Source organism: Lutibacter sp. (assembly GCF_033723435.1).
Classification (GTDB): domain Bacteria; phylum Bacteroidota; class Bacteroidia; order Flavobacteriales; family Flavobacteriaceae; genus Lutibacter.
On the sequence record NZ_JAWVXC010000005.1, the window covers coordinates 95,083 to 120,720 of the forward strand.

The window sequence follows — 25,638 nt, forward strand, 5'->3', positions numbered from 1 at the left end:
AAAAATCCATTATTATCATAATAATGTGCTGATTTTTATCATATTGATATTATTGTTACATAAACCCATCTGGGGGTAAATCGTCTATTAAATCTTCACTATTATTACTGGCTTTTTTCCAGTCAAAATTTTCTTTATAAATGGCAGCCTTATTATTTTTTCCTTCAATAATTACAGTTAAGGGAGTTTTAAATTCTATATGCCGTAAATACTCATCTTCATATACAGCTTTTTGATTGTTTAAATAATCTATGTCAAAAAAACCGTCATTTAAAAATGGATTTATAGTAAAATAGCCAACTCTAAATGATGTTAAATTTTGAAAGAAGTGAGTTCCTTGACTTGGGTCAATTCTAAAATCATGCAATCCTGCTTCTACAATTATTTTTGCAGCAGAAATTTGAGGCCAAATAACCGGAATTCCTAACCAAGGATCACTAGAACCCCAACGTCCGGGACCAACTAAAATATATTGTTTATCTTTTTTCAAAAAATCTTTATTTATTTTTTCAACGGCTTTAGCTATTTCTCTTGTGTTTGCAGAATTAAAAGTTTCAGGTTTTACATAAACAAAATCTTGAATATGGTCGTAAGTTCCATTTCCTAAAGCCGATTTTGAATAAATAATAGTGTCTTTTTCATCAAAATCTTTTGGAAGTTCACTTTTAGTTTCAATACTTTCTACAATAGGTCTTATTTGTAAAAAGCTAAAAATTCTAGGTTGACCTTTTGGAACATCTAAATTTATTGCAAATTCTATTTCAATAGGATTTCGCATTTCTCGCTGTCCTATTCTTAATAATTCTTGTAAAATTTCAGCTAAAGGAAATGTTCCATATTTTAGTACATTATCAAAAGTAATTACACGAATTCCATCGTGTAAAGTTCCAGGTTTAATTATATTATTTTGAAGGTCATACGTTGATGCTACAAATTTTAAGGAATTATGATTTTTTGCAGCTCTAATACTAATTTTCTTTTTATTAATAGCCTCACTTGTAGAAACCTTATAGCTATCTGGATTTAAATCGAGCCCGTAAAAATATTTTTGTGTATCTCTTTGAGATGATCCTGGAGAGGATAATTGTAAAACTTTTTTAGGATGATATGGCGAAAATCTTAAAGTTTGTCCTCCTCCTACAATAATTTCACCCAAACCTAAAGCTATATTAGCAATTCCTTCGTGAGGTTTTTCATTTCCAATTGGATAGAAATTAATAGAACGAGCCACACCTGAAATGTTAGGATAATAAACATCTTCATATTCTTTACCTGTTAATTCTTGTAAAATAACCGCCATTTTATCTTCTTCAATACTGTGTGAAGTTGCTTCCAAATAAGATTTGCTATTTTGGAAAAATGAAGATGCAATAACCGATTTAACAGCATTACTTGCCATTTTAAGCATTTTTTTCTTACCCGAATGTGGAATCATATAAGTTGCAAAAACTCCAGCAAAAGGTTGATAATGAGAATCTTCTAATACGCTTGATGAACGAACGGCAATAGGTCTTTTAATAATATTTAAAAATGCAGCTATATCATCTTCTACCCATTTTGGTAAAGGCTTTGAAATAAATTCATTTAATATTTCTTCATCGCTATTACATTTTACCACAAAATTTATTAAATCGTGTTGCTCAATAAATTCATCAAAAACTTCAGTACTTAAAACAACAGTTCTAGGAATGGAAATAAATACATCTTTATATTTATTAAATAATTTGTGGCGTTTTAAAAAGGAATCTACAAAAGCTAAACCGCGACCTTTACCTCCTAATGCGCCTTCTCCAATTCTTGCAAATCCTAAATATTCATCATATTTATCTTTATCAAAATTTGCAATTACTCCTCGTGATTGGTAAATTCGATATACTTTTATGGCTTTAATTAAAAAATCTCTTATTTCTTCAGGATGATCAAAATCATCATATTCTACATTGCTAAATAAATTTGCTAAAGAAAATAAAGCTCTGGATTTTAGCCATTTAGAGTACTCACTTCTTTTGGCATGATATTTTATAGATTCAAGCGAAACAATAGATAATGCTTTTTGAAAACTATTTAAATCTTTAACTTTTACAAGTACTTTTTCTTGCTCTGGGTCCCAAAATTCAAAATCACCAAATGAAAAATATTTAGTAATGTATTTTTTAATATCGGTTCCTAAAGTGCTTGAATATTTATGTAAAAATTTACCTTTAAGTTCCAGCGCTTTTTTTTGATTTTCTATGTTTGAAGACTGAATTAAAAAAGGAAAATAACGTTCTACACTTCTAACATATTTTAAGAATGCAAACCCAGCTTTTGGATTTCTTTTGCCTCCTTTAAAATAATTTACATCAGAAATTACGCCTAATAAATTTTGCTGATAGGTTTGAAATAAATTTATTCCATCTTCGTAATTTGTTGCTAGTAAAATTTTAGGACGACCTCGCATAAGCATCATTCTTCTATGTTCATTTAATCCTTCGGACATAAAAGAGCGAGTTTGTTTCATTAAAATTTTATAAATAATTGGCAAATACCGGGAATAAAATTTTAAAGAATCTTCTACTAATAAAATGGCTTTTACACCAATTTTATTAATATCATTTTCTGCATTCATTCTATCCTCAGTTAGTTTTATAATTGCCAAAAAAATATCCACATTTCCGTTCCAATGAAAAACATAATCAATAATACCTGTATTTCCGCTTTTTAATTTTTTACGTAATTCTGAAGAATACAAACTTAAAGCCGCAATAGGCACATCTGGAAAAGCATCTTTTATTTGTTTAGAGGTTTCAAAAGCTTTGTAATTTCCAATATCTAGCCAAGTAATAACTAAATCAATTTTATTGGCTTCAAGCATTTTAATAGCTCTTCTTGCTGAATTTGCATGTGTAAAACTAGGTGGATAACGTAAATTTAAGGCAGTATACTCATTAAAAATCCGCTCATCAATTCTACCATCTTCTTCTAACATATAATAATCGTAATTAGAACATACAATTAATATGTTATTAATACGATTTTGCATCAATTGATTAAAGGCTACATCTTCAAATTTATAGGTTTTTAAATCTGGCAATCGGTTATTTTTTTCGCTATCCATAATAAGTATTTCCCTATTTTTAATTTTTTCCCTAATTTAAACGCTTTTTGTACTACTAACCAAAAAAAATGCTGCTAATTAGCAGCATTTTTAATTCTTTTTTTTGAGATTAAACAACTCCTTGTGCTAACATTGCGTCGGCTACTTTTACAAATCCAGCAATATTTGCTCCTTTAACATAATCAATATATCCATTGGAATCTTTACCGTATTTTACACAGGCTTGATGAATATTAAACATAATTCCATGTAGTTTGGTATCTACCTCTTTAGTGGTCCAGTTATAACGCATAGAATTTTGGCTCATTTCTAACCCAGAAACAGAAACACCACCTGCATTAGAAGCTTTTCCAGGAGAATATAAAATTTTATTTGATTGAAAAACATTTATTGCTTCTGGTGTAGTAGGCATATTTGCCCCTTCTGAAACACAAATAACTCCATTTGCAACTAATGTTTTAGCAGCAGCTTCGTCTAATTCATTTTGAGTTGCACATGGCAAAGCGATATCGCATTTTACTCCCCAAGGTTTTTCATTTTTAAAGAATTGAGCTGAAGGATATTTTTTTACATATTCGCTAATTCTACCACGTTTAACATTTTTTAATTTAAATACGTATGCTAATTTATCTGCATAAATACCTGCCTTATCATAAATATATCCTGATGAATCAGAAAGCGTAACAACTTTACCGCCTAATTGTGAAGCTTTTTCACAAGCATATTGCGCAACATTACCTGAACCTGAAATAACTACTGTTTTTCCTTTAAATAATTTACTTTGCGTAGCTAACATGTTTTTTGCAAAATATACAGTTCCATAACCAGTAGCTTCTGGTCTTATTAAAGATCCTCCAAAAGACATTCCTTTACCAGTTAAAACTCCAGTAAACTCATTTCTTAAACGCTTATATTGCCCATATAAAAAACCTATTTCTCTTCCGCCAACTCCAATATCTCCTGCGGGAACATCTGTATTTGGGCCAATATGTCTATAAAGTTCTGACATAAAAGATTGGCAAAAACGCATTACTTCTGCATCCGATTTTCCTTTAGGATCAAAATCTGAACCTCCTTTAGCACCTCCCATTGGAAGTGTAGTTAGTGAATTTTTAAATGTTTGTTCAAAACCTAAAAATTTTAAAATACTTAAATTAACAGAAGGATGAAAACGCAAACCTCCTTTATATGGGCCAATTGCTGAATTAAATTCTATTCTAAAACCTCTATTTACAACAGTATCTCCTTTATCATTAACCCATGGAACTCTAAAAATTATTGTTCTTTCAGGCTCAACCATTCTTTCAAGTAGTTTTTTACCTTTATACTGAGGATTTTTTTCAATAAAAGGGATAACGGCCTCCGCAACTTCTTGTACGGCTTGTAAAAATTCTGGCTCATTTGGGTTACTTTTTTTCACCAAATTCATGAACTCATCTATTTTAGATTTCATAATTAAAGATAAGATATTTTAAATATTTGTTAAATTATTACTCAAATATAATTAATAATATGATGAAAATAAAGGAAATAAGTTTCGAATTGATATTTTTTTTAATTTAACGAAAACGTTTTCGTTAAATTTGTAAATATTAAATTTTAATACCCTTTTTAAACCCCATTCAGAAAAGTTAAAAACCCAATAAAATTGTTTAAATTTGCAATCTAATTTTTATGGAAGATGATAGATAAAGTTAAAGAGTTTCTTGCTGAAATTTCAGAATTTAATGCAAAAACTTCTGAAGAAATAGAAGCTTTTAGAATTAAGTTTTTAGGAAAAAAAGGAATTTTAAATGATTTATTTGCTGCATTTAAAAATGTTGCACCTGAAGATAGAAAAGAATTTGGGCAATTTTTAAACACATTAAAAAATAGGGCTCAAGAAAAAGTAACAGAGCTTAAAGAATCTTTAGAAAACACTAAAGAATTAAAAGGAGTTTATGGAGATTTAACAAAACCTGAAGAGCCAATTGAATTAGGAGCTAGACATCCAATTTCTATTGTAAGGAATAAAATAATTGATGTATTTTCTAGAGTTGGTTTTAATGTTTCTGAAGGTCCTGAAATTGAAGACGATTGGCATAATTTTACAGCGCTAAATTTACCAGAATACCACCCTGCGCGTGATATGCAGGATACTTTTTTTATTGAAAAAAATCCAGATATTTTATTAAGAACGCACACTTCTTCGGTTCAGGTTAGATACATGGAAAACAATAAACCGCCAATTAGAACCATTTCACCAGGTAGAGTATTTAGAAATGAAGATATTTCGGCGCGTTCACATTGTATTTTTCATCAAGTAGAAGGGTTATATATTGATACGGATGTTTCCTTTGCTGATTTAAAACAAACGCTGTTGTATTTTACAAAAGAAATGTTTGGCAAATCTAAAATTAGATTGCGTCCATCTTATTTCCCATTTACGGAGCCAAGTGCAGAAGTTGATATTTATTGGGGATTAGAAACTGAAGTAGATTACAAAATTACTAAAGGTACAGGCTGGTTGGAAATTATGGGATGCGGAATGGTTGACCCAAACGTGCTTAAAAACGCAAATATTGATCCAGAAAAATATTCTGGATATGCATTTGGAATGGGAATTGAACGTATTGCAATGTTATTATATCAAATTCCAGATATTAGAATGTTTTATGAAAACGATATTCGCTTTTTAGAGCAATTTAAATCTGTTTTGTAAATACGACTTTCTAGGAAACTTTAAGTAACTTTTTTTATTAAGATTAACTGCAAAGAATTAATATTGTTTATTGCAAATAAAATTTAACGATGGAAAAAGTAATTATAGAGACGCTTAGGTTACGTTTAAGACCAATTGACAATAAAGACGCAGTTGAATTATTTAAATACAGGTCTGATGCTGTTACAAATAAATTTCAAGGATGGATTCCAAAGGAATTGGAAGATGCTTATGAATTTATAAAAAAAACTTCCACTGAAATTGATATTGTAGATTCTTGGTTTCAATTTGTTATAATTGAAAGAAATTCTAATGAATTAGTTGGAGATATTGGTGTTCATTTTTTAGATACAGATAAAAAACAAGTCGAAATAGGAATTACATTAGATAAAAATCAGCAAGGAAAAGGATTTGCAACAGAAGCTTTAAAAGGAACAATTGATTTTTTGTTTAATAAATTAAATAAGCATAGAATAACTGCATCCATTGATCCTGAAAACAATAAATCCATAGAGCTTTTTGAGCGATTAGGCTTTAGAAAAGAAGCACATTTTAGAGAAAGTTTACTTATAAATGGAGAATGGGCGGATGATTTAATATTTGCTATTCTTAAAAATGAGTGGAAATAAAAAATGAAAAAAGATATTAAAATACCTGAAGTTTCTAACGTTTTTATTGCGGCAGTTAAAGAATATAATGAAGAATTTAAATGTGATGATTGGAATACATATATAATTAATGCTAAAGAAATACCTATTGAAATGATTTTAATTGTTTCTAAAGGTTATGACGAAACTAAAGGAATTGAAACCGCAGTTTTAAGACATAAAATTGAGAAATTACCGGCTAACTCTTTCGCTAAAATTGAATTACTACAAAACGAAGTTTTAAAACTTACTAATTTTTTTAATGTTACTTTTTTTGAAGGAAATAAAATGTTTGATAAAAAATATGTTTTTAAAAAAGGAATCATTAAAGAAGGTAATTTACGTCAAATTCCTATGTTAAATAAACGAGGTATTCTTATAAAGTAAGTTATTTTATATATTTTTTTAATACGGTTTTTATTTTTTCTTTATCTATAGGTTTCGAAATAAATTCGGAACAACCATATTCTAATGCTTTTTCCTTTTCGTTGTTTGTAGAATATGCAGTTTGTGCAATAATAATAGCGTTCGGTCGTATTTTTTTAATTTCTTTAGTTGCTTCAAAACCGTTCATTACAGGCATTTTTAAATCCATTAAAATTATATTAATAGTTTTATCTTGCTTAATTATATCCACGGCTTCTTTTCCATTTTTAGCATGTATAATTGTGCAATCTGCAAAGGCGTGAATTATTGTTTCAAGATATAATACATTAACTTCTTCGTCTTCTGCAATTAACACTTTACATTTCTTTCTTTTTAAATTTGTAGTAATTTCCTTTTTTATTTTTTTAGAAATAGGTTCATATGGTAAAGTTAAAATAAACTCAGAGCCTTTCATAACTTTAGAAATTACTTCTAAAGTACCACCTAATAATTCGGCATTTTCTTTAGCAATTGAAAGTCCTAATCCTAAACCAGAGGCATTACTACTTAGTGGATGATCGTTTGCTTGTGTAAAACGTCCGAAAATAATTTTTAATTTGCTTGATAAAATTCCTATTCCTGTATCTTTTACATATATTTTAAGGTTATCATTTTCTAAATAATAACCAAGTTCAATATATCCTTCATTGGTGTATTTTATGGCATTTTCTAATAAGTTGCAAATAATTTTATGCAATTTAGTTATATCGGTTTCAATTATACTTTCTTTATCTGAAAGAGAATTTTTTAAATATAATGGCGTTCTATTTTCTTTGGCTTTGTTATCAAATATTGAAAATAATTCTACAAGTAAATTGTTTAAACAAACGGGTTCGTTAATTACTTTAACTTGTTTTGTTCCTAATCTTGAAATTTCTAAAATATCATCTATAATTCGAAGTAATAATTTTCCGCTATTCTGAATTATCGTAATATAATGTTTTTGTTTTTCGGCAGGTAAATTTGGGCTTCCTAATAATTCTGAGAATCCTAAAATTCCGTTCATAGGAGTTCTAATTTCATGAGACATATTATGCAAAAACTCAGACTTTAATCTACTACTTTCTTCTGCTTTTTCTTTGGCTTTAATTAATTCTTTTCTAACAAGAGTTTCTTCAGTAATATCTTTAAATGTACAATAAGATTGTTTAAATTCTCCATCAGCATTTTTGCTAATGCAACCTTCATATAAAACCTGAATTTTTGTTTTGTCCTTTTTAATCATAGTATATTGTTCACTATGAATATGTCCTGTTTCTTTAAAAACAGGGAAAAGAGATTTGAATTTTTCGTGAGATTTTTTGGTTAAAAAATCCCCAAAATATTTGTTAATTACTTCTGCTTTTTTATATCCTAAGGTTTTTAACCAAGCAGGATTAACATCTATAATAATACCATCTTTATTAAGTGATTGATAAGCTAAGGGAGCTTTTTCATATAAAGCTTTATATTTCTCTTCGCTTTCTGCAATCTGTTCTTTAATTTTTTTTTGCTCGGTTATATTTCTAGCAATGCCTAAAGCCATTTTTTTACCATTAGCTTCTATTGTAGAAATTTTAATTTCAACAGGAAAAGAACTTCCATCTTTACGTTTATGATATTTTTCAATAGTAACTGGTTTTTCAGGCCTAATATTTTGCCATCTTTTTTGTTCTTTTTTTAAATCGAAATCTGTAGTATCTAAATCACTTACTTTTAATTTTAATAGTTCTTTTTTTGTATATCCTAAATTTTTACAAGCTACTTTATTACACTCTAATATTTGTCCAGTTTCTATATCTGCTAACAAAATAGCATCTCCAGCAACATCAAATAAATAGTTAAAATGAAGATTGTTATTTGTGTTTGATTTTGGTGTAGTTGAGTTTTCTACAGCATTGGATAGGTTGTTTGTCATAGCTTTTAACCTAAATTTCAATTAGTTAGATTTTAAATTTACTTATTTTTTTTGAATAAAACTTGTTTTTATTAAAAAAATGAAGGCCAGAAAAATTTATATTTTGTTTATTTAAGTAATTATTGAAAGAAAATAGCAATTGTTTAATTTTTTAATTTATTATCTAAAAACATACTAAACAAGCTAATTATAACTTAGAAAGTTTTTCAGAAAATTGAGCTACTTTTTCCCAATTAGTATATTCAATTTTTGTGTTTTTGTCGGTAGGCCCTTTGGTCATCCACATAATAAATTGAATCATAATTCTATCAAAAAATTTATATCGTTGGTAATCTAACATTCCAGCAAAAACTTCAACAATAGTTGGTTTCCAGTTTATAGTTTTAAAAAATTTAACTACATATGGATTAGTTTCCGGAGTGTTTTTTTCTGGTTTTCTTGCAACTAAATTAACAGAAATAAATGCAGTTTTAGTTGCATCTAATTCTTTTTTATGCGCTTTAATAAAGTTGATTATTTTTTCATTATGAATACCATATCGTATACTTGAAGCAACAACAAAAGTTTTGTAATTAGAAATTTTTGAATTAAAATCGTCTATTGAAAATAAATCTACATTTTGATTGTTTTGTTGTAATTTATCTTTAATAAAATTACATATTTTATGAGTTTGCCCATCTATAGAGCAGTACAAAATTCCAATTTTATCACTCATAATTAAATACTTAAATATTAGTAAGTAACAAATTTACAAAACTATTTAAGTTACAAGTATGATATAAATCAATAGCAATATAAAAGAAAAACCAGCCTAATTAGGCTGGCTTGTACTTTAAAAAAATTTATGTAATAAATATTAAATTACTTTTACATTTACTGCGTTTAAACCTTTTTTACCTTCTTTTAGTTCAAATTCAACATCATCACCTTGTTTAATTTCGTCAATTAAACCAGAGATGTGTACAAAGTAATCTGTGCCTGAATTCTCTTCTGTAATAAAACCAAATCCTTTAGTTTCGTTGAAAAATTTTACTGTTCCTTTTTTCATTGTTAAATAAATATGTTAAAAAGCAAATATAAACTTATTTCGATTTAAATCATATTTTTATAAAAAAAAACAGCTAATTTTTTTAAAATTATTTGATGTAAGTTGTTGTTAGTCTAATAGTTCTGTTAATTTTGAGAATATTTTTTTAGGATTTTTTTGTTTGTAAAGCACAGCATAAACAGCATCAATAATTGGAGTTTTAGCTTTATTTTTTTCGTTTATTAAATAGGCGCTTTTTGAAGCGTAATAGCCTTCTGCAATCATACTCATTTCCATCATAGCACTTTTTACGGTATACCCTTTACCAATCATATTTCCAAACATACGGTTTCTACTAAAAATGGAATATCCTGTAACTAATAAATCGCCTAAATAAGCAGAGTTATTAATATTTCGTTTCATTTTATGTATTTTTTTGATAAATCGTTTCATTTCTCTAATAGAATTAGACATTAAAACCGATTGGAAGTTATCTCCATAACCTAATCCGTGTGCTATACCAGCGGCAATTGCATAAATATTTTTTAACATTGCCGCATATTCAATTCCTATAATATCATCAGAAATTTTAGTTTTAATATAATCGCTTGATAAGTAATTGCTTAACATTATTGCTTTTTCTTCATCTCTACAAGAAATAGTTAAATAGGATAAACGTTCCATAGCAACTTCTTCTGCGTGGCAAGGACCAGAAATTACACCAATGTTTTCAATAGGGATATTTAGCAGTTGATTAAAATGTTCGCCAACAATTAATCCTGATTCAGGAACAATTCCTTTAATTGCTGAAAATATAATTTTATTAGAAAAATCAACGGTTATTTTATCTAATTCCGATTTTAAAAATGCAGATGGAATAACGAAAATTAAAACATCTGCATATTTAACCATTTGATTTATGTTGTTGGTCATTTTTAGTTTTGAAACATCAAATTCGGCAGAACTTAGGTAATTTGGATTATGGTGTTCTTTTTTTATATAACTAATTGTAGCTTTATTACGCATATACCATCCAACCTGATCTAAGTTTTCGCATAACATTTTTACAATTGCGGTAGCCCAACTTCCACCTCCAAAAACAGCAACCTTAGGTAATTTATTCATTCTATGAAATTTTAGAATTCAAAAGTATAAAATCTAAATTAAATGATTTTTAAATTAGCTTGAATTTTAATAGGAAATCAAATGATTACTTTTGTACATTTATACGGTATATTTTACTAATACTTATTTCTAATTGAGCGCACTTAAAAGATTTTTTAAAGACACCATTATCTACGGAATTGCAGCTGTTTTACCTAGGGTAATAAACTTTTTATTAGTAAAAGTTCAAACAGATGCTTTACCAACTAATAATTATGCTGAAAACACTAACTTTTATATTTGGGCGGCTTTATTTGCTATTTTATTAACTTTTGGCTTTGAAACAGCTTTTTTTAGGTTTTATAAATCGGAAAAAAATAAAGATTCTTTACTTTCTACGGCTTTTTTAAGTGTGGCATTTTCCGCATTTATTTTTATAATAATAGCTATTTCGTTTACTGATTTTTTTATAAATATTTTTGATTTTGAACATAATCCTATTCAGTTTAAATTATTAATAGGAATTTTAACGATAGATACTTTAGCAGTTATTCCTTTTGCATATTTGAGAGCTACAAACAGACCTATAAGGTACACAACCATTAAGCTTTTAAACGTTTTTGTAATTGTTGTAATAAATTTAATTTTCCTAAAATTTATTCCGGAATATATTAATGAAGGAAAGCATGTTCCAAAATTTTTAGTTTCAGCCTTTAATAGTACAAAAATTGTAAACTTTATTTTTATTGCTAATTTAATAGGAAGCGCTATTTCGTTGCTACTATTAGTTCCTTATTTGTTGAAATTTAAATGGACTTTTAATGTTGCTTTATTAAAAAAAATGCTTTCGTATTCTTGGCCAATTGCAATAGCGGGAATTGCGTATGTAATTAATGAAAATTTAGATAAAATTTTAATCGGAAAATTAATAGATAAAAATGCTATGGGAATTTATGCTGCTTGTTATAAGCTAGCTATTTTTATGAATTTATACATTATGGCATTTCGCTTAGGAGCTGAGCCGTTCTTTTTTAATCATTCTGATCAAAAAAACGCAAAAGAAACGTATGCTAAAATTTTAAATTATTTTATAATAATTGGCGCTTTGGTATTTGTTAGTATTGTAGTTTTTATTGATGTTTTAAAACAATTATTTATAAATAAGGCATATTGGGAAGCTATTGGCATTGTACCAATTGTTTTGTTAGCAAATTTATTATTAGGAGTTTATCACAATTTAGCAATTTGGTATAAGTTAACCGATAAAACACGTTATGCCATGTTATTTTCTATAATTGGAGCAATAATTACTATTGTAGCTAATGTAACTTTAATACCAATTATTGGGTTTATGGCTTCTGCTTGGGCAACTTTATTTGCTTATGGAAGTATGACGATTCTTTCTTATTTTATTGGAAAAAAACATTATAAAGTTCCATATAATTTAAAAAAATCTGGAAGTTATTTAGTAGCTTCTATCATTATTTCATTTGTTTCATTCCAGTATTTTAGAGAAAATTATTTAATTTCTGCAGGACTTGTTTTGGCTTTTGGGATTTTAATTTTTTGGAATGAAAAAAAGGAAATATTAGCAATTATTAAACGATAGTTTTATGAAAAAAATAATTAGTTTTTTTACAATAATTTGCTTTTCTGTTTCAGTAGTAACAGCTCAAAATTCAATTGAAAAGAAATCCACAGCAGCAAAAAATGTTTCCATTTTAAAAAAGGAGTTTGTAATACAAAACTTAAATAATATTTCTCATAAAATTTGGGTGTATTTACCGCCAAATTATACTAAAACATCTAAAAAATTTCCAGTAATTTATATGCATGATGCTCAAAATTTATTTGATAATGCAACTTCATATATAGGAGAATGGCAAGTTGATGAAACTTTAAATAAATTGTTTGAAAAAACAGGAAAAGGCTTTATTGTGGTTGGAATAGAAAATGGAGGAAACGAAAGAATTAATGAATATACACCTTGGAAAAATAAAAAATATGGAGGTGGTAAAGGAGAAATTTATATAGATTTTATTGTGCACACTTTAAAACCTTATATTGACGCTAATTATCGGACTAAAAAACAAGCAAAACAAACAGCATTAATTGGCAGCTCATTAGGAGGTTTAATTTCGTATTATGGAGGACTAAAATATTCGAATATTTTTGGTAAAATTGGTGCGCTTTCTACATCTTTTTGGTTTTCAAATAAAGTTATTGATTTTACTAAGAAATTTGGAAATACTTCTAAGATAAAATTATATTTATACGTTGGAGGTAAAGAAGGAGAATCTATGGATTCAGACACTAAAAACATGAAAAACTTATTAATTGCAACTGGTTTTCCGGTAAATAATTTAAAAATAGGCATAAATCCAAACGGAAAACATAATGAAGCTACATGGAAAAACGAATTTTTAAAAATAATTTCATGGCTTTATAAAATACACTAATTATGAAAATACAAATCATTAACAAATCAAAACACGAATTACCAAGTTATGAAACTATTGCATCTGCAGGAATGGATTTGCGAGCAAATATTACTGAATCAATTACTTTAAAACCTTTAGAAAGAGCAATTGTTAAAACGGGTTTGTTTATTGCTTTGCCTGTAGGAACCGAAGCGCAAGTACGTCCAAGAAGTGGGCTTGCAGCTAAAAAAGGAATTACAGTTTTAAATTCTCCTGGCACGGTAGACGCAGATTATAGAGGTGAAATAGGTGTTATTTTAGTGAACTTATCTAATAATGATTTTATAATAAATGATGGGGAACGAATAGCTCAATTAGTAATTGCAAAACATGAACGCGCTAACTGGGAAGAAGTAGAAATTTTGAGTGAAACAGAAAGAGGCTCAGGAGGTTTTGGAAGTACTGGTTTATAACTTTTTTTGTTATCTCAATATTTTTAAATAAACAAATAACTCTTTTTTAAAACTTTAAACTTAATGGTAGATATAGATGTAAAAACTCTCTTTGTTTTTTCGGCAATAGCAAATATTTTTATTATTGCTTTATTTGTTACTTACATTAAGTTATATAAAGTAAAAAGTCCCATTATTAATATTTTCATACTGTCGAGAGTATTAGGTATTATTTTCTTAATTATACTTTCTTTAAGAGACGGTGTGCCAAAACCTTTAGGTATTATTATTAATACAACAATAAACTTATTTATTATGTTTTATGAAATTTATTGTATCTCTTTTATAGAGCGAAAATTTGATTCAAAACATTTCAAACGATTTATTTTAATTCCACTATTTTTCTCTGTTGTTTTATCTTTTTTTAGTACTTCTCCTGTAAGTGAACGAATTAGTATTAGATCATTAAGTGTTGCAATTATGTATGCTTTTGCTGCATATATACTTCTAACAGAAAAAGGCAAAACCAAAATACAACGTATAACAGGTTACATATTGCCATTAGTTTCTATATTACTTGTAATGCGTGCTTTTGGGGCAATTTTAAATGTTAATGTTAACATGCATTCAACAAATTATATGCTAATTATTCCTTTAGTTTTTTTCTTAATTCTTAATTTAATTATTCCTCTATTATTACTTTTTATTTTAAAAGAAAAAGATAATGAAACTATAGAAATAGACAATATAAAACTATCTGAATTAAATAAAAGTAAAGACAAGTTTTTTTCAATTATTGCACACGATTTAAGGGGTCCTTTAGGAGGACTTCAACAAATTGGAGAGCTTCTTTGGTTGAATAATATTACAACTGAAAAAAGAGAAAAACTAACCAATGTTCTTTATCAAAATAGTAAAAACACATTTAACTTATTAGATAACTTACTTAAGTGGGCTAACGCTAGTTCTGGATTAATAGTTTATAAACCATCACAACTGAATATTCATGAAATAGTACTAAACAACATGCGTCTTTTTAGTTCTCAAGTTAAATTTAAAAACCTAAATTTAACCTGTAATTTTGAAAATGATATTTTTGTTTATGCAGATTATGAAATGATAGATACTGTAATTAGAAATCTTATATCAAATGCCATAAAATACACTTATGAAGGAGGAAAAATTGAAATTATTTTAGTTGAAATTAATAAAAGTAATAACACGTGTACTTTAGCAGTAGTAGATAATGGAGTAGGTATAAATAAAGAGGCTCAATTAAAGATTTTTGAAATAGAATCTACAGTTTCTACTTTAGGAACCAAGGATGAAAAAGGGACAGGATTAGGATTAAAACTTTGTAAAGAATTTTTAACTATAAATAAAGGATCTATTTGGATTGAAAGTGAGGAAAATAAAGGTACAAGTGTTTTTATTTCTCTACCAATAAAAATAAATTAATTAGGTTCAACTACTTTTAAAAAAACCTGTTGGTTAATTTCTAATTTTTTGAAGTGTTCAAAAAACACTATTGTTTTCTTTAATTTAGCTTCAATAAGATAATATTCACCTTTAAAATAAGAAGAAATTATGGTTGCTTTAATACCTTTTTTTGAAGTAGTTTTTAATTGATTTGGATATAATAATGTTTTCTTTTTAGAAGTAGTATTTTCTTCAATTTCAAATAACGGAACAGTATTAATTTCATTAAAAAAAGAAGCAATATATGCGGATTTAGGATGGTTATATAATACTTCTGGAATTCCTTTTGCAATTAATTTTCCATTTCTTAAAACTATAATTTCATCAGCAAAAGAAAGTGCATCGGTTGTGTCATGCGTAGCAACAATACACAAAATTTGTTTTGATTTTAAATATTTAAAAAGACTTCTTCTAAGTTTATTTTTTCTGAAATTATCAATATGACTAAATGGCTCATCCAATAATAAAACTTCAGGTTCTTTTGCCAATACTTTTGCTATAGCCACGCGTTGTTTTTGACCGCCACTTAGGTTTTTAACTTTAGTTTTTAAAAACTCAGACATATCCACAACCTTCAATAATTCGTTTATGCGCTTTTTTTTATTCGGAGCTAAACTAGATATATTTTTACCTACGTTTTCTTCCACAGTTATGTATGGCATCAAATCAAAATCTTGAGGAAGATATTTCATAAACGGTTCTCCTGGAATTAATCTAAAATCAGGTCCTAACAATTTTTTTCTATTCCAATAAACAGAACCTTTTTCAATAGATAGTAAACCATAAATAATTTCTAATAGCGTGCTTTTTCCGCAACCACTTTCGCCAACAATAGCAATATAATTTCCTTTGTTAGCTGTAAAGCTAATATTACTAATAACTTCTGTAGACGAATATCCAAAAGAAACATTTAGGATTTCTAACATTTATTATTTTTTAAGTTTTAGTTTCTTTTCAATGGCAAAAATCATCATACTTGCAATATCTTTTCCTGTTGCTTTTTCAATTCCTTCTAAGCCAGGAGAAGAATTAACTTCTAACAATAATGGACCTTTATTTGATCTAATAATATCAACACCTGCTACTTCTAAATTTAACACTTTAGCAGCTTTTATTGCTAATTTTTTTTCTTCGGTAGTAATTTTAATAACATTTGCGGTTCCTCCTTGATGAATGTTAGCTCTAAATTCGCCTTTTAAAGCAACACGTTCAATAGAAGCAACAACTTTTCCATCAATTACAAAACAGCGAATGTCTTTACCTCCAGCTTCTTTAATAAATTCTTGTACTAATATATTTGTTTTTAAACTTTTGAAAGCGTTTATAACACTTTCGGCAGCTTTATTTGTTTCGGCTAAAACCACTCCTTTACCTTGTGTACTTTCTAATAATTTAATAATAAGTGGAGCTCCATTAACCATTTCAATTAAATCTTTGGTTTCAATAGGTGAATTTGCAAAACCTGTAATTGGAATGTTTATTCCGTTTTTTGAAAATAGTTGTGATGAATATAGTTTATCTCTTGATTGTGAAATTGCTTCGGCTTTGTTAAAAATATATGCTCCAATTGAATCAAATTGACGAATTAATGCACAGCCATAAAAAGTCATGCTTGGTTTAATTCTTGGTATAATTGCGTCTAAATCATTAATAATTTTTCCTCCTCTATAATGAATTTCTGGAGTATTAGCATCCATTTTCATATAACATTGTTGTGCATTTAAAAAATACATTTTATGCCCTCTTTGTTCACCTGCTTCTATTATTCTTTTATTACTATATAGTTCAGGATTACTAGCTAATAAACCTATTTTTAGACCGCTTTCTATTGTTTTGTCTACTCTATAAAATTTATTAATTTGTTCTGAAGAAAACTTTAAGATACACTCTTTTTGTGATGGATCAATAATCATTCGGTCTTTCATCGCTTCTCGTCCTAATAACATGCGATATCCCATAGAATCCCTATTTGCTAACGAAATCTTAATATCCCAATTATGTTCTCCTATTTTAAGTGTAGTTTTAATTACATACCTTTTTTCACTAACTCCAGTAGAACTTTTAATGTATTTAGTGTTTATAATTTTAGATTCACAATGTATGGAAACTCTTCTGTTATCTTGTAAAGGAAAAACTTCATAACGAACCCATTTTTCACCATTTTTTTTAAATGTTGAAATATTAACTGCATGAATAGATGATGTTTGAGCCCCTGAATCTACACGAACTTTTATTGCGTGAATACCTAAATCTGGCAACTCACACCATTCTTCGCTACCGATAATTAATTTTTCCATTTTAAATTATTTTAAATCAAATATATGTCATTTTTAAAAATAAGAATTATGCTAATAATAAAAGGAAGTAAATTTTAATCTACTTCCTTTTATGAAATGTTCTTATTTTCTATTTTTTACTTTTTACTGTTAATAGCTTCTTTAATTTTAGTTTCTAATTCTTCAGCTAATTCAGGATTGTCTTTTATTAAAGCTTTAACAGCATCACGACCTTGACCTAATTTGGTTTCGCCATAACTAAACCATGAACCGCTTTTTTTAACAATTCCAAAATCAACGCCTAAATCTAATATTTCTCCTGTTTTAGAAATACCTTCTCCATACATAATATCAAATTCAGCAACTTGAAAAGGAGGAGCTACTTTATTTTTTACCACTTTTACTTTGGTACTGTTACCAACAACCCTATCGCCATCTTTAATTTGTGTTCTTCTTCTAATATCCAATCTAACCGATGCATAAAATTTAAGTGCATTTCCTCCAGTTGTAGTTTCAGGATTGCCAAACATAACACCAATTTTTTCTCTTAATTGATTGATGAATATTACAGTACAATTAGTTTTATGAATAGTTCCTGTTAATTTACGTAGTGCTTGCGACATTAAACGAGCATGTAAACCCATTTTTGAATCTCCCATTTCTCCTTCAATTTCACTTTTTGGAGTTAGCGCAGCAACAGAATCAATAACCACAATATCAATTGCTCCAGAACTAATTAAATTGTCTGCAATTTCTAACGCTTGTTCCCCGTAATCAGGTTGCGAAATAATTAAATTATCAATATCAACACCTAAATTTTCAGCATAAAAACGATCAAATGCATGTTCAGCATCAATAAATGCTGCAATACCTCCTGCTTTTTGTGTTTCAGCAATTGCATGCAAAGTTAAAGTTGTTTTACCTGAAGATTCTGGTCCGTAAATTTCAATAACTCTACCTCTTGGATAACCACCAACTCCTAATGCTAAATCTAATCCTAATGAGCCTGTAGAAATTGCTTCTACATCATCTATAGCTACATCTCCCATTTTCATTACCGTTCCTTTTCCGTAAGATTTGTCTAACTTATCTAAAGTAAGTTGTAATGCTTTTAATTTTGCTGCTTTTTCTTTGTCGTCTGCCATAATCTTTTTTAAAATGTTTGATGCTAAAATATAAAAAAGTATTGAGTATATTTAAAGTTTAGTTATAATAATATTAACCAAATTTTTTATGCAAAAATCTTCTTTGTTAGATAACCTAGTACACAAAACAGATAAACCTGCTATTACTGTTTTATTTGAAACCGAAACTACTAAAGAAATTAGAATTGTTTTTAAAAAGGAACAATTTATGAAAGCTCATAAAACGTCATTTCCAATAACTGTTGAAATTTTTGATGGTGCTATTGATTTTGGAGTAAATGGTAAAATTGAAAAATTAATTAAAGGCGATTTAATTTGGTTAGAAGCAAATACAGCACATGATTTAATGGCTAAAAAAGATAGAATTGTACGTTTAACTCTTTCAAAATTAGATACTGTTGAACGAGTTATTAAAGTTTCAGAATCTTAATTATAAAAAAACATCTTCTGAATTTTTAAACTCAAAAGATGTTTAATTTTTATAAGTTTATTTTATTAAATAACTTTTAATAAAAAATAAGTTTTTTTACCACGTTGTAATAACACGTATTTATTTGCAATTAAATCAGACGTTTTAATTACAAAACCATCTTTTACTTTTTCTTTATTTACAGAAATTGAATTCTCTTTTAAAGCTCGTCTTACTTCCCCGTTTGATTTTAAAAAACCAGTATCTGCAAAAGCAGCAACAATATCTAAACCGTTTTCTATTAGTTGTTTACTAATTTCCGCTTGAGGAACTCCATCAAAAACATCTAAAAAGGTTTGTTCATCTAACGATTTTAAATCGTCGGCAGTAGATTTTCCAAACAAAATATTAGATGCTTTTATAGCATTTTCATAAGCTTCTTTTCCGTGTGTCATTATAGTAACTTCTTCTCCAATTTTCTTTTGAAGAATACGTAAATGTGGTGCTTCGTTATGTTCTGCTATTAATTTTTCAATAGTTTCTTTATCTAAAAAAGTAAATATTTTAATATATTTTTCGGCATCTTCATCAGAAGAATTTAACCAATATTGGTAAAATTTATAAGGTGAAGTTCTGTTTGCATCTAACCAAATATTTCCTCCAGCAGTTTTTCCAAATTTAGAGCCATCAGCTTTTGTAATTAGTTTACAAGTAAGTGCATAAGCTTTTCCTTGGGCTTTTCTTCTTATTAATTCTGTTCCAGTAGTTATATTTCCCCATTGATCAGAACCACCCATTTGAAGTAAGCAGTTTTTTTCTTTATATAAATGATAAAAGTCGTATCCTTGAAATAATTGATAGGTAAATTCTGTAAAACTCATTCCTGCTTGAGAATCAGATCCTAATCGTTTTTTTACAGAATCTTTTGCCATCATATAGTTTACGGTAAGGTGTTTACCTATATCTCGTACAAATTCAATTAACGAAATTTCCTTCATCCAATCGTAATTATTTACTAATTCCGCTGGATTTTCACTAGTAGATTCATCAAAATTTAAAAATCGTGCTAATTGTGCTTTAACACCTGCAACATTTTTATTTAAAGTTGCTTCATCTAACAAATTACGTTCTGCACTTTTTCCTGAAGGGTCACCAACCATACCTGTTGCTCCACCTACTAAAGCAATTGGATTGTGTCCTGCTTTTTGGAAATGCATTAATAAAATAATAGGAACTAAACTTCCAATATGTAAGGAATCGGCAGTTGGATCAAAGCCAATATAACCTGTAGTTTTATGTTGTAACAAATGTTTTTCAGTTTCAGGCATTATATCGTGTAACATGCCTCTCCAACGGAGTTCTTCTACAAAATTCATTCTTAAATATTTAATTTTAAGCAAATATAAAATTTTAGTTGGTAGTAATTTATTTTTAAACCGTAGTTTTTTATATTTTCGTTTTATGATTTTAGTTACAGGGGGAACAGGTCTAGTTGGTTCACATTTACTATATAAACTAGCATTAAATACGGATAGAATTAGAGCTATTTATAGAGAAAACAGCAATTTAAATGCTGTTAAAAATGTTTTTAGCTATTATTCTATTAATTCTGAAGAACTTTTTAATAAGATTGAATGGGTTAAAGCAGATATTACAGATATTTTAGAATTAAAAAATGCTTTTGAAAATATAACTAAAGTTTATCATTGTGCTGCATTAATTTCTTTTGACCCTAGAGATTATGAAAAGATGTATAGAATTAATATTGAGGGAACTACTAATATAGTTAACTTTTGTATTGATAATAAAGTGAGTAAACTTTGTTTTGTGAGCTCCATAGCAACACTAGATAAATCTGTAAATTCAGATATAATTAATGAATGCTGCGAATGGGTTTCTAACAAAAATAAAAGTGATTATGCAATAACCAAACATGGTGGAGAAATGGAAGTTTGGAGAGCTTCACAAGAGGGAGTTGAAGTTATTATAATAAATCCAGGAGTAATTTTGGGTGCGGGTTTTTGGAATTTGGGAACAGGAGAATTGTTTTCTAAAATAAATAAAGGATTTAATTTTTATAGCGAAGGGATAACTGGTTTTGTAACCGTTAACGATGTTGTAAGAAGTATGATAAATTTAATGGATAGTTCTATTAAAAATGACCAATTTGTTTTGGTAGCAGAAAATCTTAGTTTTAAAACTGTTTTTTCAGAAATAGCGATGGCATTTGGAAAAAAGAAACCAAAAATTAAAATTACTAAATTTATGAGTGCTGTTTTGTGGAGAGTAGATAAAATCAGATCAGTTATAACCAACAGTAAACCAATAGTTACTAAAAAATCTGCACAAAGTTTGCATACCAAGAGTTATTATTCTTCCGATAAAATTATAAAGGAGTCAGATTTTAAATTCGAAAAAATATCAGATGCTATAAAATCTATTTGTGAGCTTTATAAAAATAATTTGAAAAAGGAGGAATAAATTTTTTTTAATCTCTAATCTTAGGTTTAGAGCCTATAGTTTTCTTTATAGAATCTAATTTAATTTTTCGTTTAGGTTCAGTAGAGTTAACTTTTTTTACTGAAGGTTTAATTTTTTTTGCTCTACTTATAGAATCCTCAACTTTTCTTATAGAGTCCACTATTTTTTTTTGAGCAGATAAACGTTCTTTAACCTCTTTTAAAATTACATCATATTCATCAATTTGTGAAGTATAATAAAAATTACTGCTTTTAAAACGAGTACTATCTATATGATATTTTTCAAAAATTAACGGAAAATAGTTAACATTGCGCATAAGTTCCTTGTTTTTAATTTGTTGTGCGCTGCTCGCTATTAACATGTCTGTTATTATGTTTACCATTTCATCTTTTGGAATTAAATCCTTTGGTTTTTTTAAAATGGTATTGCTAGTACAAGAAATTACTAGCACACTTAAAACAGCTATGTAAATTATTTTTTTCATTTATCTATTAAACACCAAACGCATTCCTTTGCTATCATGTGGGAAAAGACCATTATGATAAATTAGATTACCATTAACAAAAGTATGGGTAATTTTTGAATAAAAAGTTGCTCCCTCAAAAGGAGACCAACCGCATTTATATAAAATATTATCTTTAGTTACTGTCCAAGGTTTTGAAATATCTACTAAAATTAAATCTGCATAATATCCTTTTTTGATAAAACCTCGTTTTTCAATTTTAAATAGTTTTGCAGGATTATGACACATTTTTTCAACTATTTTTTCTATGCTAATTTTGCCATTTCGGTAAGCTTTTAGCATAACAGGAAGCGCATGCTGAACCAAAGGTCCTCCACTTGGTGCTTTTGTGTAAACTTGTTGTTTTTCAGAAATAGTATGTGGAGCATGATCTGTAGCTATTACATCAATTCTATCATCTAATAAAGCTTTCCAAAGTCCTTCTCTATCTTTTTCAGTTTTAATTGCCGGATTCCACTTTATAAAAGTGCCTTTGGTAGCATAATCTTCATCGTTAAATGTTAAATGATGTACGCAAACTTCAGCGGTTATTTGTTTTTTCTCTAAAGGAATTTTATTGGTGAAAAGATTTGTTTCTTTAGCAGTTGATAAATGAAAAACATGTAAACGAGCTCCTGTTTTTTTAGCTAATTCAATAGCTTTTGAAGAAGATAAATAACATGCTTCTTCACTTCTTATTTTAGGATGCATTTCTATTGGAATATCTTCGCCATATTCTTCTAAATATTTTGCTAAATTATTTTTAATAGTAGTTTCGTCTTCACAATGTACAGCAATTAGCATTTTAGTAGAAGAAAATATTTTTTCTAGTACTGCTTCATTATCCACTAACATATTTCCGGTTGAAGCTCCTAAAAATAATTTAATACCCGCAACATTTTTTGGATTTGTTTTAAGAAGTTCTTCCAAATTGTCATTAGTACCGCCAAACATAAATGAATAGTTTGCGTAAGATGTTTTAGAAGCTATTTCAAACTTTTCTTCTAATATTTTTTGAGTAACTGCCTGCGGTTTAGTATTAGGCATTTCAATATACGAAGTAATTCCACCAGCAACTGCGGCTTTACTTTCACTTTCAATGGTTGCTTTATGTGTTAAACCTGGCTCTCTAAAATGAACCTGATCATCAATAATTCCAGGTAGTAAAAATTTGCCTTCAGCGTCAATTACCAAGGTTTCAGACGATTTTGAGCTAATAGAAGTATCTATATCTACAATATAATTTCCATCAATTAAAATGTCACCTTCACAAATAGTTCCTTCGTTAACTATTTGTGCGTTTTTTATAAGAGTTAAACTCATAATTATTTTTTAGGTTGATTTGGCAACCCGTGTAACTTCATTTTTAATACTCCAAATACGGCTTCTGAAATAATAGAACCGCTCATTTTTGAAGTTCCTTTTTCTCTGTCGGAAAAAACTATGGAAACTTCTTTATGTTTAAAATGGTGTTTCCAAGCTTTAAATTTCATTTCAATTTGAAAAGCATATCCAACAAAATTGATTTGGTTTAAATCAATTTTTTCAAGTACTTTTCTTTTATAACATACAAATCCTGCGGTTGTATCAAAAATAGGTATTTTCGTAATTAAACGTACATATTTTGAGGCAAAATAGGATAAAAATAAACGCTTAAAATCCCAATTAACTACATTTATTTTATTATTTAAATATCTTGATCCAATAGCAAAATCTGCACCATCTACAGCGCAAGCATTGTACAATTTAATTAAATCTTTTGGGTTGTGCGAAAAATCGGCATCCATTTCAATAATATAATCGTAATTATTTTTTAATGCCCATTTAAAACCATGAATATAAGCAGTTCCAAGACCTTTTTTATCTTTTCTAATTTCCAAAAATAAATTGGAATATTTTTCTTTTAATTTTAAAACAATTTTTGATGTTCTATCAGGAGAATTATCATCTACTATTAAAATATCAAATTGTTTATTTTGGGAAAATACCGCGTTAATAATAGCTTCAATATTTTCTTTTTCGTTAAAAGTTGGAATTATGACAAGCGCATTTGACATATATCAATTTTATGCAGCAAATATAATATAAAATATTACTAATTTTGTGTTAATAATAATAGCAAAATATGTTTACTGCCGAAGAAATAGTGCGTTTAAATAATAACTGGATTGCCTTGGTTTTTATAGTTATTTTATTGGTTTTAGTTGTTGTAAACTTTTTTTTTGGTAAAAGACTATATAGAACAAATAGAATGTTGCTAACTAAAAGCTACGTTCAAACATATCTTAATAAAGATAAAGGTAAGTTTTTTGCTGTTTTTTCATCACTACTATTTGCTGTTCAAATTTTAACTATTTCGTTACTTTTTTATCTTATTTTTACACATTTTAGCATAAAAAAAGAAGTTTCGAGCCTTAATTTATACCTATTTATTCTCGGAATAATAGCTGTTTATTTTATTTTAAGGTATTTAATAGGCTTTTTTTTAGCTAATTTATTTCAATTAAAAGAACTTTTTTTAAAGCTGTCTTTTGAAAAATCTAATTATTTAAGTAATATAATATTATGGATTTTACCATTGCTATTATTGAGTTCTTATGCAAAATATTTTCAGCTTACAATGATTAAAATAACTCTTGTGTTTTTTGTTATAATGTTGATTTTTAGGTATGTTTTATTACTTGTGAATAACAAAAAGGTTATTTTAAATAACTTGTTTTATTTTATTTTGTACATTTGCACACTTGAAATAGCCCCTTTAATATTAATTTTAAAATTGACTATTTAAGGATTAAATTAATGCGTATGAAAGTGAAAACTATATTGGTTTCTCAACCAGTACCCAAAACGGAGAATTCTCCATATCAAGAATTATCAGAAAAACAAAAAGTAAAAATTGACTTTGTTCCTTTTATCCATGTTGAAGGGGTAGAAGCAAAAGAAGTTAGAGCGCAAAAAATCGATTTAAATAATTACACTGCTATTATTTTAAATAGTCGAAATGCAGTAGACCATTTTTTTAGAATTGCAGAAGAAATGAGGTTTACAGTTCCTGATGAAATGAAATATTTTTGTCAATCAGAAGCAGTGGCATATTATTTACAAAAATATGTGGTTTATCGTAAACGTAAAATTTACGTTGGCAATAGAACGTTCCCAGAGTTGGTTAAAATTATTAAAAAATATAAAGACGAAAAATTTTTATTCCCAACGTCGGATAAATTAAAAGAAAATATACCTGAAGAATTAAATAATGCAGGTATTAATTGGGATAGAGGAATTTTTTATAAAACAGTTGTTAGTGATTTATCTGATTTAGAAAATGTATTTTATGATATTTTAGTTTTCTTTAGCCCTTCAGGTATAGATTCATTATTTAAAAACTTTCCAAATTTTAAACAAAATAATACTAGAATTGCGGTGTTTGGTAATTCTACAGTTAAAGCGGCTACTGACGCTGGATTAAAATGTAATATCCAAGCACCAACTCCTGAAACGCCTTCTATGACAATGGCTTTAGAAAAGTACATTATGGAAGTTAACAAACGTTAAAAAATTATAATTTAATTAAAAGC

The 25,638-nt window shown here is 27.8% G+C and carries 24 protein-coding genes; 11 read left to right on the forward strand and 13 right to left on the reverse strand.

Annotation, left to right across the window (positions count from 1 at the left end; all coding sequences use genetic code 11):
- Positions 1-55: 55 nt before the first annotated feature.
- Positions 56-3,097 carry a PEP/pyruvate-binding domain-containing protein gene (locus R3342_RS09065; protein ID WP_318939713.1) on the reverse strand — a complete coding sequence of 1,014 codons (3,042 nt, stop codon included), beginning with the start codon at positions 3,095-3,097 and terminating at the stop codon, positions 56-58.
- A gap of 109 nt (positions 3,098-3,206) precedes the next feature.
- Positions 3,207-4,550, reverse strand: a complete 1,344-nt coding sequence (gene gdhA / locus R3342_RS09070) for an NADP-specific glutamate dehydrogenase (RefSeq protein ID WP_318939714.1) — start codon at positions 4,548-4,550, stop codon at positions 3,207-3,209.
- Positions 4,551-4,778: 228 nt separating this feature from the next.
- Between gdhA and pheS the strand changes: the two genes are divergently transcribed.
- The 3 genes from pheS (at position 4,779) to R3342_RS09085 (ending at position 6,832) form a co-directional block, all read left to right on the forward strand.
- Complete coding sequence (gene pheS, locus R3342_RS09075; protein WP_318939715.1) at positions 4,779-5,798, forward strand: phenylalanine--tRNA ligase subunit alpha; 1,020 nt, start codon at positions 4,779-4,781, stop codon at positions 5,796-5,798.
- Positions 5,799-5,887: 89 nt separating this feature from the next.
- Positions 5,888-6,427: a GNAT family protein gene (locus R3342_RS09080; protein ID WP_318939716.1), complete on the forward strand. Its 540-nt coding sequence runs from the start codon at positions 5,888-5,890 to the stop codon at positions 6,425-6,427.
- Between the two features lie 3 nt (positions 6,428-6,430).
- Positions 6,431-6,832, forward strand: a complete 402-nt coding sequence (locus R3342_RS09085) for a hypothetical protein (RefSeq protein WP_318939717.1) — start codon at positions 6,431-6,433, stop codon at positions 6,830-6,832.
- Position 6,833: 1 nt separating this feature from the next.
- Here the strand turns inward: R3342_RS09085 and R3342_RS09090 are convergent, their stop codons facing one another.
- The 4 genes from R3342_RS09090 to R3342_RS09105 all read right to left on the reverse strand — a co-directional run bounded on the left by R3342_RS09090 (position 6,834) and on the right by R3342_RS09105 (position 10,920).
- Positions 6,834-8,789, reverse strand: a complete 1,956-nt coding sequence (locus R3342_RS09090; protein ID WP_318939718.1) for a PAS domain S-box protein — start codon at positions 8,787-8,789, stop codon at positions 6,834-6,836.
- 166 nt (positions 8,790-8,955) lie between these two features.
- A complete protein-coding gene (gene hemG / locus R3342_RS09095; protein WP_318939719.1) occupies positions 8,956-9,483 on the reverse strand; it encodes a menaquinone-dependent protoporphyrinogen IX dehydrogenase in 528 nt (175 codons plus the stop codon).
- Between the two features lie 141 nt (positions 9,484-9,624).
- Positions 9,625-9,816, reverse strand: a complete 192-nt coding sequence (locus tag R3342_RS09100; RefSeq protein ID WP_318939720.1) for a cold shock domain-containing protein — start codon at positions 9,814-9,816, stop codon at positions 9,625-9,627.
- A 108-nt stretch (positions 9,817-9,924) separates the two neighbouring features.
- The gene (locus R3342_RS09105; RefSeq protein WP_318939721.1) at positions 9,925-10,920 is read right to left on the reverse strand and encodes an NAD(P)H-dependent glycerol-3-phosphate dehydrogenase; all 996 of its coding nucleotides are present in this window, start codon (positions 10,918-10,920) and stop codon (positions 9,925-9,927) included.
- A gap of 133 nt (positions 10,921-11,053) precedes the next feature.
- On the opposite strand from R3342_RS09105, the gene R3342_RS09110 reads away from it, so the two are divergent.
- From R3342_RS09110 to R3342_RS09125, 4 genes are all read left to right on the forward strand, one after another.
- Positions 11,054-12,508 (forward strand): polysaccharide biosynthesis C-terminal domain-containing protein, encoded by a 1,455-nt coding sequence (locus R3342_RS09110; RefSeq protein ID WP_318939722.1) that lies wholly within the window; start codon positions 11,054-11,056, stop codon positions 12,506-12,508.
- 4 nt (positions 12,509-12,512) lie between these two features.
- Entirely contained in the window at positions 12,513-13,358 is an 846-nt protein-coding gene (locus tag R3342_RS09115; protein WP_318939723.1) for an alpha/beta hydrolase, read from the forward strand.
- Positions 13,359-13,360: 2 nt separating this feature from the next.
- A complete protein-coding gene (gene dut, locus R3342_RS09120) occupies positions 13,361-13,792 on the forward strand; it encodes a dUTP diphosphatase (RefSeq protein WP_318939724.1) in 432 nt (143 codons plus the stop codon).
- A gap of 63 nt (positions 13,793-13,855) precedes the next feature.
- Positions 13,856-15,229, forward strand: coding sequence for a HAMP domain-containing sensor histidine kinase (locus tag R3342_RS09125; RefSeq protein WP_318939725.1), 1,374 nt, complete (start codon positions 13,856-13,858; stop codon positions 15,227-15,229).
- On the opposite strand, the gene R3342_RS09130 is transcribed toward R3342_RS09125, so the two are convergent.
- From R3342_RS09130 to recA, 3 genes are all read right to left on the reverse strand, one after another.
- Positions 15,226-16,176, reverse strand: coding sequence for an ABC transporter ATP-binding protein (locus R3342_RS09130; protein ID WP_318939726.1), 951 nt, complete (start codon positions 16,174-16,176; stop codon positions 15,226-15,228). The two genes, R3342_RS09125 and R3342_RS09130, sit on opposite strands and share 4 nt — an antisense overlap.
- 3 nt (positions 16,177-16,179) lie before the next feature.
- Positions 16,180-17,547, reverse strand: coding sequence for a 30S ribosomal protein S6--L-glutamate ligase (gene rimK / locus R3342_RS09135; protein WP_318939727.1), 1,368 nt, complete (start codon positions 17,545-17,547; stop codon positions 16,180-16,182).
- A gap of 116 nt (positions 17,548-17,663) precedes the next feature.
- The gene (gene recA / locus R3342_RS09140) at positions 17,664-18,671 is read right to left on the reverse strand and encodes a recombinase RecA (protein WP_318939728.1); all 1,008 of its coding nucleotides are present in this window, start codon (positions 18,669-18,671) and stop codon (positions 17,664-17,666) included.
- 88 nt (positions 18,672-18,759) lie between these two features.
- On the opposite strand from recA, the gene R3342_RS09145 reads away from it, so the two are divergent.
- A complete protein-coding gene (locus R3342_RS09145) occupies positions 18,760-19,101 on the forward strand; it encodes a cupin (RefSeq protein ID WP_318939729.1) in 342 nt (113 codons plus the stop codon).
- 65 nt (positions 19,102-19,166) lie between these two features.
- On the opposite strand, the gene tyrS is transcribed toward R3342_RS09145, so the two are convergent.
- Entirely contained in the window at positions 19,167-20,456 is a 1,290-nt protein-coding gene (gene tyrS / locus R3342_RS09150) for a tyrosine--tRNA ligase (RefSeq protein WP_318939730.1), read from the reverse strand.
- Between the two features lie 85 nt (positions 20,457-20,541).
- On the opposite strand from tyrS, the gene R3342_RS09155 reads away from it, so the two are divergent.
- Positions 20,542-21,561 (forward strand): SDR family oxidoreductase, encoded by a 1,020-nt coding sequence (locus tag R3342_RS09155; protein WP_318939731.1) that lies wholly within the window; start codon positions 20,542-20,544, stop codon positions 21,559-21,561.
- Positions 21,562-21,568: 7 nt separating this feature from the next.
- On the opposite strand, the gene R3342_RS09160 is transcribed toward R3342_RS09155, so the two are convergent.
- The 3 genes from R3342_RS09160 to R3342_RS09170 are packed head-to-tail and all read right to left on the reverse strand — an operon-like array spanning position 21,569 to position 24,120.
- Positions 21,569-22,045, reverse strand: a complete 477-nt coding sequence (locus tag R3342_RS09160) for a DUF4296 domain-containing protein (RefSeq protein ID WP_318939732.1) — start codon at positions 22,043-22,045, stop codon at positions 21,569-21,571.
- On the reverse strand, positions 22,046-23,386 hold the full coding sequence (locus tag R3342_RS09165; protein WP_318939733.1) for a dihydroorotase: 1,341 nt from the start codon (positions 23,384-23,386) through the stop codon (positions 22,046-22,048).
- A gap of 2 nt (positions 23,387-23,388) precedes the next feature.
- Complete coding sequence (locus R3342_RS09170) at positions 23,389-24,120, reverse strand: polyprenol monophosphomannose synthase (RefSeq protein ID WP_318939734.1); 732 nt, start codon at positions 24,118-24,120, stop codon at positions 23,389-23,391.
- Positions 24,121-24,188: 68 nt separating this feature from the next.
- Here R3342_RS09170 and R3342_RS13485 point away from each other — a divergent pair, with 68 nt between their 5' ends.
- Both R3342_RS13485 and R3342_RS09175 read left to right on the forward strand, forming a co-directional pair.
- The gene (locus R3342_RS13485; protein ID WP_413468706.1) at positions 24,189-24,851 is read left to right on the forward strand and encodes a DUF4271 domain-containing protein; all 663 of its coding nucleotides are present in this window, start codon (positions 24,189-24,191) and stop codon (positions 24,849-24,851) included.
- A 17-nt stretch (positions 24,852-24,868) separates the two neighbouring features.
- Positions 24,869-25,615, forward strand: a complete 747-nt coding sequence (locus tag R3342_RS09175; protein ID WP_318939735.1) for a uroporphyrinogen-III synthase — start codon at positions 24,869-24,871, stop codon at positions 25,613-25,615.
- Positions 25,616-25,638 lie beyond the last annotated feature (23 nt).

Excerpts from the sequence above, each read along its gene's own strand:
- R3342_RS09065 (WP_318939713.1), bottom strand. The coding sequence starts at position 3,097 with ATGGATAGCGAAAAAAATAACCGATTGCCAGATTTAAAAACCTATAAA.
- gdhA (WP_318939714.1), bottom strand. The coding sequence starts at position 4,550 with ATGAAATCTAAAATAGATGAGTTCATGAATTTGGTGAAAAAAAGTAAC.
- pheS (WP_318939715.1), top strand. The coding sequence starts at position 4,779 with ATGATAGATAAAGTTAAAGAGTTTCTTGCTGAAATTTCAGAATTTAAT.
- R3342_RS09080 (WP_318939716.1), top strand. The coding sequence starts at position 5,888 with ATGGAAAAAGTAATTATAGAGACGCTTAGGTTACGTTTAAGACCAATT.
- R3342_RS09085 (WP_318939717.1), top strand. The coding sequence starts at position 6,431 with ATGAAAAAAGATATTAAAATACCTGAAGTTTCTAACGTTTTTATTGCG.
- hemG (WP_318939719.1), bottom strand. The coding sequence starts at position 9,483 with ATGAGTGATAAAATTGGAATTTTGTACTGCTCTATAGATGGGCAAACT.
- R3342_RS09100 (WP_318939720.1), bottom strand. The coding sequence starts at position 9,816 with ATGAAAAAAGGAACAGTAAAATTTTTCAACGAAACTAAAGGATTTGGT.
- R3342_RS09105 (WP_318939721.1), bottom strand. The coding sequence starts at position 10,920 with ATGAATAAATTACCTAAGGTTGCTGTTTTTGGAGGTGGAAGTTGGGCT.
- R3342_RS09115 (WP_318939723.1), top strand. The coding sequence starts at position 12,513 with ATGAAAAAAATAATTAGTTTTTTTACAATAATTTGCTTTTCTGTTTCA.
- dut (WP_318939724.1), top strand. The coding sequence starts at position 13,361 with ATGAAAATACAAATCATTAACAAATCAAAACACGAATTACCAAGTTAT.
- R3342_RS09125 (WP_318939725.1), top strand. The coding sequence starts at position 13,856 with ATGGTAGATATAGATGTAAAAACTCTCTTTGTTTTTTCGGCAATAGCA.
- R3342_RS09130 (WP_318939726.1), bottom strand. The coding sequence starts at position 16,176 with ATGTTAGAAATCCTAAATGTTTCTTTTGGATATTCGTCTACAGAAGTT.
- rimK (WP_318939727.1), bottom strand. The coding sequence starts at position 17,547 with ATGGAAAAATTAATTATCGGTAGCGAAGAATGGTGTGAGTTGCCAGAT.
- recA (WP_318939728.1), bottom strand. The coding sequence starts at position 18,671 with ATGGCAGACGACAAAGAAAAAGCAGCAAAATTAAAAGCATTACAACTT.
- R3342_RS09145 (WP_318939729.1), top strand. The coding sequence starts at position 18,760 with ATGCAAAAATCTTCTTTGTTAGATAACCTAGTACACAAAACAGATAAA.
- tyrS (WP_318939730.1), bottom strand. The coding sequence starts at position 20,456 with ATGAATTTTGTAGAAGAACTCCGTTGGAGAGGCATGTTACACGATATA.
- R3342_RS09155 (WP_318939731.1), top strand. The coding sequence starts at position 20,542 with ATGATTTTAGTTACAGGGGGAACAGGTCTAGTTGGTTCACATTTACTA.
- R3342_RS09160 (WP_318939732.1), bottom strand. The coding sequence starts at position 22,045 with ATGAAAAAAATAATTTACATAGCTGTTTTAAGTGTGCTAGTAATTTCT.
- R3342_RS09165 (WP_318939733.1), bottom strand. The coding sequence starts at position 23,386 with ATGAGTTTAACTCTTATAAAAAACGCACAAATAGTTAACGAAGGAACT.
- R3342_RS09170 (WP_318939734.1), bottom strand. The coding sequence starts at position 24,120 with ATGTCAAATGCGCTTGTCATAATTCCAACTTTTAACGAAAAAGAAAAT.
- R3342_RS13485 (WP_413468706.1), top strand. The coding sequence starts at position 24,189 with ATGTTTACTGCCGAAGAAATAGTGCGTTTAAATAATAACTGGATTGCC.
- R3342_RS09175 (WP_318939735.1), top strand. The coding sequence starts at position 24,869 with ATGAAAGTGAAAACTATATTGGTTTCTCAACCAGTACCCAAAACGGAG.